Here is an 8,006-nt window from a genome sequence, read left to right as displayed (position 1 = left end):
ACCTTCCATGGGTAGGGATTCTCGGCTCTACACCTAAATTCATACCTGGTTTCAGCAACGCCTCCTTCCCTTCTTCCTTCGCTGCCTTCCCTCCTTCGTGGTTCATTAACTCCGTGTCCTCTGCGCCTCTGCGTGCAAAAAAAACAATCCAGGGGCGGACAAACCGCCCCATTAAAATCAGGTAACACCAAAGAAAATCACCAAGCCCAAAACAGCCCCAAAAACGATCAGAGCATAGAATTGAACCCGACCACTTTCCAAGTATTTCAAACCTTCACCACTGACAAGAGTAAAGAAACCCGTGAGATTAACAGCGCCGTCAACAACGCGGAAATCAACTTCCATAACTTGTCTAGCCACACGACGCAAACCGAGAACAAAGACACGATGATAAATATCATCAAAGTACCATTTATTCAAGGATAAATCATAGAGTGGTTGAATATTTTTAGCGATCGCACTAGGATCGATTTTCCGAGCCAAATACATCAGCACCGCGAAAGTAATTCCAATCACAGAAACTGCCACAGAACTACCCGCCATTACATAAAACTCATGGGGGTCAAATTCCGCAGCCTTTTCCATCACTTCAGCTAAAGTTTCGCTAGGAGGAAAGATAAACTGCTCAAAATAATTGGCGTAGGGAGTACCCACCAAACCAATTAACATAGAAGGAATAGCCAAGACCACCAAAGGTAAACTCATTGTCCAAGGAGACTCATGAGGCTCATGGCTGTGGGAGTCATGGGAGTGACTATCTAATTCTCCCTTTTTCATCGCTCCAGGACCGAAATTAGGAGCTAATTCGGCTGTACCTGACTTCTGTGCTAAAGCAGCAGCGGCATTTTTGAGTTTTACCTTGATTTTCTCGTCATTACCCCGGAATTTACCCTCAAATGTTGAGAAATACATTCTAAACATATAAAAAGCTGTAATTCCTGCTGTCACCCAACCAATAAACCACAAGAAGGGGTTAGCAGCAAAAGCCGCACCGAGAATTTCATCTTTTGACCAGAAACCGGCAAAGGGAGGAATCCCGGCAATAGCCAAGCAACCAATCAAAAATGTGAAACCGGTCACGGGCATATATTTCCGCAGTCCGCCCATTAAGCGCATATCTTGCGCTAATACAGGGTCATGACCAACAACTGCTTCCATACCATGAATTACTGAACCAGAACCCAGGAATAACATCGCTTTAAAATAAGCGTGGGTCATGAGGTGGAATAAACCGGCGCTGTAAGCACCCACACCCATGGCCATCACCATGTAACCGAGTTGGGAAATGGTGGAATAAGCCAAACCCTTTTTAATGTCATTTTGGGTAATGGCGATAGTTGCCCCTAAAAACGCCGTCAATGCGCCAGTAAAAGCAATTACGTTCATTGCTGCTGGCACATTTTCAAATACTGGATACATCCGGGCAATGAGGAATACACCCGCTGCTACCATTGTCGCTGCGTGGATGAGGGCAGAAATCGGTGTAGGACCTTCCATTGCGTCTGGTAGCCAGACATGGAGTGGGAATTGAGCCGATTTAGCCACAGGTCCAAGAAAGACTAAAATCGCCAACACAATGGCGAGGAAATTGCTAATAGAGCCAGTTTCTACTAGGTTTGATAGGCGATCGCCCATCACCATAAAATCAAAGCTTCCTGTCGCCCAGAACAGCCCCAAAATGCCTAATAATAAACCGAAGTCACCGACCCGGTTTGTAACAAATGCTTTTTGGCAGGCCTCCGCTGCGGCTTTGCGATCATACCAAAAGCCCACTAGGAGGTAGGAACACATTCCCACCAGTTCCCAGAAAATGTAAACTTGTACCAGGTTGGGGCTGACCACCAAACCTAACATGGAAGAGCCAAATAAGCTCAGATACGCATAAAACCGCACATAACCGGGGTCATGAGCCATGTAGCCATCGGTGTAAATCATCACCAAAACTGCTACTGTGGTGACAATGACCAGCATTAAGGCTGTCAGGTGGTCAATAGTGTAGCCCATAGTCAGGTGAAAATTTCCTGCTGCTGCCCATTCTAGGGTGCGGAGGTAAGGTGCATGGCCTTGAATTTGACTCCACAGCAAGGCCGACGACAGAACCATAGAAGCTCCCATAAGGGAGATAATGACTACAGCATTTAATTGTCGCAGGCGGTTTGTCACCTGATTGATCGAGATTAGCCCTAGACCGACTAGCATTGCTCCCAAGAGAGGTAATACTGGAATCAGCCAGGCATACTGATAGATTAATTCCATCACTAACGCCTACTTTTAGAATTCTGTACAAATAAAGGGTGAGTTAACTGAAGAATCAGAACTGTTAGTAATTGTGACACAGACCCTTGAGGATAAAATACCCCACCCGATACCCTTTGAGTGGGGTGTTAAGCATGGTTTTAGATTTCGGACTCACCAAGCACCAAATTAATTAAAATAGCTGACTGAGCCTACTGTACTGCTTACGCTTCTAAAATAGCCTAACAGTCAGCCTTGGGGCTATAAAATTTCTAAAAACTTCTGCTTTTTGTCTTTTGTTACCTACCCTTATTTGTATGTAATTACACATTGTTGTATTCTAATTCGGCTGTTTTTATGCCAGTGTCAGTTTTATTAGTGATGTTGTAAGTAAGTTGAATTGCTTCTAAGGCTTGACGTAAATCGTCTCTACCACAAAAACCCTCTAAGCGTTGCTTGACTATTCCTTTTTCAATTAGCAATAAAGTCGGTAGGGATTTGAGGCGATAGGTATTAGACAACTTGAAATTTTGATCAGCGTTGACTCCGGCTAACTTAATTTCATCACCACATTGGGCTTGAAATTGCAATAAAAGCGGGTGAATAACGCGACATAAAGCACACCAGGGCGCTTCAAAGTAAACTAAAACGGGAACTGGAGATGCCAAAACTTCTTGATTAAATGTCCGTTCACTGACCGAAAACACCATGATGCCTCTTGGAATATAAGGTTTTTATATGAAAACAAAAACAATGGTCAGTAGCAGCAATTGGTAAGTCATGAGAAGAACATCTGATTTTTAGATTTTTCTGTAGACAAACAAACCACCGTCAATGTCGCGCTGGCTGTTATCAATGTTCAAATCTTGATTGCTATTGACTGCTACTGCCCTATAAAACTTTGACAATGCTGATAGTGTATATTGCTGTAGTTCATCATTGCTATTTATTTCCCGTTTTTACCAAGGTAGAAAGCTACTTATTGTTTACGGGGATAAATTCTGTCTGAGACTGGGGAGCAAATCCTTTTTCCCACCTTAGTGAAAAACAATCTCATGATAGATGCTAAAGTTTATCCTACATTGTTTTGGTAGCAAGTGATGATCACAAACTTTTATTAAATTTATATTTTTTGTTGATCTTAGGGATCAGACGAAACTACCACATTATCCTACTTGTTGCCACGAATAACAAGGGGTGAGACCACCATAATAAACCAGTAAAAATGGCAACTCCTAAATAAGCAGGACGCAGAAATTCTTGCCAGTTTAAGGATTGACGGCCATCAATAATTGCTTGAAAGGGAATAATAGAAGTCCGCTGCTTGAGAAGTGCAAAGGCTTCTCCATAGCGTTGACTTAAACGGCGATCTCCATGCCATACTCCAAAGAGGTGATGTAGTATCAGACCTATTGAGGTAACCAGGGTGAAGCTAGTACCTAACCAAAGAGTATGGGCTACACACCAAATTACCTGTCCCACCATTTGCGGGTGACGGGTAATACGGATAATCCCTGTTTCATAAAGATGAACTTGGGGCTTTTGAATAGCGGCAATTTCTAGTAAATTGAAGGTAGCAGGATATAAAAACAAAAAAGATACAGCAGACAATATCCAAACTAACGTTCCTACCCCCGGAATACCTTGTACCTGCCAAAGTTGCCATCCATCATAACGATGATTAAAAAAGTAAACAATTAATAGCACGGCTAAAGGTAAGCTGATTAATGCGAATAAAATGCGATAAAGCCGCGGTCCAATGTATTTTTCTGCCCAAGGACGCACAGCAGCGCCTCCACTATGGGCAATTGCAAAAACTAATTGTAACCCTAGTATGACAAAATGACTGGGAGTAAACCAAGAATTGGGCATGATAGATAAAACTCAATTTAACATTCTCAAAAACGAAAGAAGTTACTATTTATGGGTAAACATTGGGTAAACATCTTGAATTTTAACAGATTATACACGAAAGGATTTCTGTCAATATGTTGTGGTAAGTGTTTTAGTTAGTTCTTTAAATTTAACTATTGCCTAAATTATGACTAGTCACAAAGCTACTCGCCCCGATTTATTTTTCCAGCTACTCATACATCCAAATTTCTGGGTTAAGCCTTATGTCTGACCTTCCTTTTACATTAGATCAGTTACGTATTCTCAAAGCTATCGCCCAAGAAGGGAGTTTTAAGCGGGCTGCTGATAGTCTTTATGTCTCCCAACCGGCTGTCAGTTTGCAAGTTCAAAACCTGGAAAGGCAATTGGATGTTCCCATATTTGACAGGGGAGGCCGTCGCGCTCAATTAACAGAAGCGGGACATCTACTCCTAAGTTATGGGGAAAAAATCCTCAGTTTATGTCAGGAAACCTGTCGCGCTATTGAGGACTTGCAAAATCTTCAAGGTGGTACATTAATTGTCGGCGCGTCCCAAACTACTGGCACTTATCTTTTACCGAAAATGATCGGCTTATTTCGACAAAAGTATCCAGATGTGGCTGTGCAATTGCACGTCCATTCTACCAGACGCACCGCTTGGAGTGTTGCCAATGGCCAGATTGATCTGGCGATCATTGGTGGAGAAATTCCCGCTGAATTGGGGGAGTCTTTAAAAACTATTCCTTATGCTGAGGATGAATTAGCGCTCATTTTACCCACGTCCCATCCCTTTGCTAAATTAGAAACAATCCAAAAAGAAGACCTATATAAACTACAATTCATTGCTCTCGACTCCCAATCAACCATCCGCAAAGTTATTGACCAGGTACTGGCACGTTGTAATATTGACACCAGGCGGTTTAAGTTGGAAATGGAACTTAATTCCATAGAAGCAATTAAAAATGCCGTCCAGTCTGGCTTGGGTGCTGCCTTTGTCTCTACTTCTGCCATTGCTAAAGAATTACAAATGGGTGTTCTCCATCAAGCACTAATCCAGGACGTTGTAGTCAAGCGTACACTTTGGTTAATATTTAACCCTAGCCGTTATAGATCCAAAGCAGCAGAGGCTTTTAGTCAGGAGATATTACCTGAATTTGCTAACCCGGTTTGGATTCAGGATATGTTAAAGTTATCACAAATGGATCTAGTTATAAATACACTAGATTTAGCAGCGCCCAACCTTACTGATGGCAGTTAAACCATTCCAGTGTCATTAGATTAATTGCTAATGACTACTGGACTAAATCAAAATTAATTTATTAATTTGATACTGCATAAATACCTGATTTACAGTAATAATCCAGTTTCAATGCGTAACGGCTTAATCACCACTGACTAAAGATAATATGCAAGTCCACTGCACTCGTCCCTACTGTCAACGTCCCGAAAATCACTTTGCTGATTTAGATGATATTCAAACTTTAAAAACAGTACAGCAGAAATATTGTATTACCTGCGGTATGCCGCTGATTTTACGTGACCGATATTTGCCAATTAAACTGTTGGGTCAGGGGGGTTTTGGTGCGGCTTTTTTAGCAATTGACCGCGATACTCCCAGTTTGCGTCAATGTGTGATTAAACAATTTCAGCCCGGCAGTAATTTAACCGAAGAAGCCTTAGAAAAAGCCAAAATTCTCTTTGCACAAGAAGCAGAAGTTTTAGAAAAAATAGGTAATGAACATCCGCAAATACCTAATTTATTTGCTTTTTTTACCATTACAGTTCCTAGTTTACAAAACTTACAAATAAATAAACCAGAGCAGTTTTTTTATTTAGTTCAAGAGTATATTCATGGGCAAACTTTAGAGGAAGAATTAATTGAATATGGCAATTTTTCTGAACAAAAAGTGCTGGAAATACTCAAAGAAATTCTCCCAATTCTCCAGTTTATTCATGACAGAAATATTATCCATAGAGATATTAAACCTTCCAATATTATGCGTCGTCGTGATGGTAAGCTCTTTTTGCTAGATTTCGGTGCAGTTAAGTTAATTGCTAATGCGCCCCCTAGTTCTATAGGCATTTATTCTTTAGGATTTGCACCTCCAGAACAAATGAACAGTAGTCAAGTATTTCCATCTACGGATTTATATGCTTTAGCTGTTACTATACTGACATTGCTGACAGGACAAGAAAGCACTAAGCTATTTAACGCTTATACAAATCAATGGCAATGGCGGGCGCAAATCACCCTGAAACCGCGACTGGCAGATATTTTAGATAAAATGCTCTTACCTGCTGCTAGTGAGCGTTTTCAGTCAGCACAGGCGGTGCTAGAGGCTCTTTTTCCTCCCTCTGTTACCCCAACAACATCATCACAATTCCCAACTCAACCACCTAAACCACAACCAATTCAGCCCCAAGGATCAAATCAATCAACTTTTACTATTTGGGAATTATTAACTGGGGCTGCTTTTAGTGGGTTTGAAGGGGCATTAATTGCGATCGCTTTTTTCAGTTTATCCAAAAATATTCCCATCACTTTCATAATTTCTGTTGTGATTTTAAGTGGTTTAATTTTTGCTCAAACTAGACGCTGGCTGGAAAAATTTGATTTGCTAATTATCCCTGCAATCAGTTTGACAATTATATTTTTTATCCCTTATGTACGAGGAGGTATTGGTATTGAGCAAATAATTATTTTAGCTGTGGCTGCGGCCTTAATTTCAATAATATCAATAACCTTATTTAAGCTCATTTATAAATTATTATCTTCCCTGCTTTAAAAAAAATATCTTTAACCCCAAAACCACAAACTTATGTCTCCCAAAAAAGAAACTCTCCCACTTTTTTTATCTCTGATTGCTACCATTAGTTTAATATTCGGTGGTTCCTGGTTTTTAATCGAACGTTGGGCAAAAATTAGTTCAAATATGACATCTACTTCTAGTAGTAATAATTCCCAAAACTTATCTTCTAATTCAGTAACTAGTTGTAACCTCCCTAATCTTCCCCAGGGGATTTTTAGTTATGGTGGTAGTACCACCTGGGCTACTATTCGTAAGGACGTAGATTCTGTACTACAAAGAATTTGTCCTCAGTTTGTTTTACGTTACATACAACCACTTTTTAAAGACCCAGGTTCGGAAACTGGGATTCAAATGTTAATAGATAATCAACTAGCTTTTACTCAATCTTCCCGCTCCATTAAATTAGAAGAAACTAGCCAAGCGCAACAAAAAGGATTCAGATTAAAAGAAATTATCGTAGCAATTGATGGTATTGCGATCGCAGTTAATCATAACTTAAATATCCCCGGATTAACCACTGCCCAGATTAAAGATATTTACACTGGTAAAGTTACTAACTGGCAAAAATTAGGTGGTGCAAATTTACCTATTATTCCCTTATCTCGCGGTCAAGAAGCTGGTGGTACAGTGGATTTTTTTATTGAATATGTTCTCAACAAAGACAAATTTGGTAACAATGTTAGTTATATTGGTACAACCACAGAAGCAATCAGAAAAATAGCCAATACTCCAGGGGGAATTTATTACGGTTCCGCTCCTGAAATCGTCCCGCAATGTACTGTTAAATCCCTACCAATTGGACGAACAAAGGGGCAATTTGTCCCACCTTATCAACAACCAGAAATAGCTCAGTCTCAATGTCCAAATCAGCGTAACCAGTTGAACACCGAGGATTTTCGCAATGGAAATTACCCAATCACTCGCAACTTATTTGTGATTATCAAACAAAATGCTCAATCAGATCAACAAGCTGGAGAAGCTTATGCAAATTGGTTATTAACACCTCAAGGTCAAGAACTGATTGAAAAAGCTGGTTTTGTGAGCATAAAATGAGCTTTATACCCGACCCTAAACCTTGTGGTGCGGGC

6 protein-coding genes are annotated in these 8,006 nt (G+C 40.5%); 3 read left to right on the top strand and 3 right to left on the bottom strand.

The window, feature by feature from the left end:
- Positions 1-177: 177 nt before the first annotated feature.
- From ACIR131C_RS0121305 to ACIR131C_RS0121295, 3 genes are all read right to left on the bottom strand, one after another.
- Positions 178-2,256, bottom strand: a complete 2,079-nt coding sequence (locus ACIR131C_RS0121305) for an NAD(P)H-quinone oxidoreductase subunit 5 (RefSeq protein WP_028091783.1) — start codon at positions 2,254-2,256, stop codon at positions 178-180.
- A gap of 302 nt (positions 2,257-2,558) precedes the next feature.
- Entirely contained in the window at positions 2,559-2,945 is a 387-nt protein-coding gene (locus tag ACIR131C_RS0121300; RefSeq protein WP_028082698.1) for a thioredoxin family protein, read from the bottom strand.
- 448 nt (positions 2,946-3,393) lie between these two features.
- Positions 3,394-4,110: an NnrU family protein gene (locus ACIR131C_RS0121295; protein WP_028091782.1), complete on the bottom strand. Its 717-nt coding sequence runs from the start codon at positions 4,108-4,110 to the stop codon at positions 3,394-3,396.
- 242 nt (positions 4,111-4,352) lie between these two features.
- On the opposite strand from ACIR131C_RS0121295, the gene ACIR131C_RS0121290 reads away from it, so the two are divergent.
- From ACIR131C_RS0121290 to ACIR131C_RS0121280, 3 genes are all read left to right on the top strand, one after another.
- Positions 4,353-5,366 (top strand): LysR family transcriptional regulator, encoded by a 1,014-nt coding sequence (locus tag ACIR131C_RS0121290; RefSeq protein WP_028091781.1) that lies wholly within the window; start codon positions 4,353-4,355, stop codon positions 5,364-5,366.
- A gap of 148 nt (positions 5,367-5,514) precedes the next feature.
- On the top strand, positions 5,515-6,894 hold the full coding sequence (locus ACIR131C_RS0121285) for a serine/threonine-protein kinase (RefSeq protein ID WP_028091780.1): 1,380 nt from the start codon (positions 5,515-5,517) through the stop codon (positions 6,892-6,894).
- A gap of 33 nt (positions 6,895-6,927) precedes the next feature.
- Entirely contained in the window at positions 6,928-7,971 is a 1,044-nt protein-coding gene (locus ACIR131C_RS0121280; RefSeq protein ID WP_028091779.1) for a PstS family phosphate ABC transporter substrate-binding protein, read from the top strand.
- Positions 7,972-8,006: the final 35 nt, after the last annotated feature.

Source organism: Dolichospermum circinale AWQC131C (assembly GCF_000426905.1).
GTDB lineage: Bacteria > Cyanobacteriota > Cyanobacteriia > Cyanobacteriales > Nostocaceae > Dolichospermum > Dolichospermum circinale.
The sequence above is the reverse complement of the archived record's forward strand: the minus strand, read 5'-3'. Positions and strand labels throughout refer to the sequence as shown.

Coding starts and splice junctions, on each gene's coding strand:
- ACIR131C_RS0121305 (WP_028091783.1), bottom strand. CDS start 2,256: ATGGAATTAATCTATCAGTATGCCTGGCTGATTCCAGTATTACCTCTC.
- ACIR131C_RS0121300 (WP_028082698.1), bottom strand. CDS start 2,945: ATGGTGTTTTCGGTCAGTGAACGGACATTTAATCAAGAAGTTTTGGCA.
- ACIR131C_RS0121290 (WP_028091781.1), top strand. CDS start 4,353: ATGTCTGACCTTCCTTTTACATTAGATCAGTTACGTATTCTCAAAGCT.
- ACIR131C_RS0121285 (WP_028091780.1), top strand. CDS start 5,515: ATGCAAGTCCACTGCACTCGTCCCTACTGTCAACGTCCCGAAAATCAC.
- ACIR131C_RS0121280 (WP_028091779.1), top strand. CDS start 6,928: ATGTCTCCCAAAAAAGAAACTCTCCCACTTTTTTTATCTCTGATTGCT.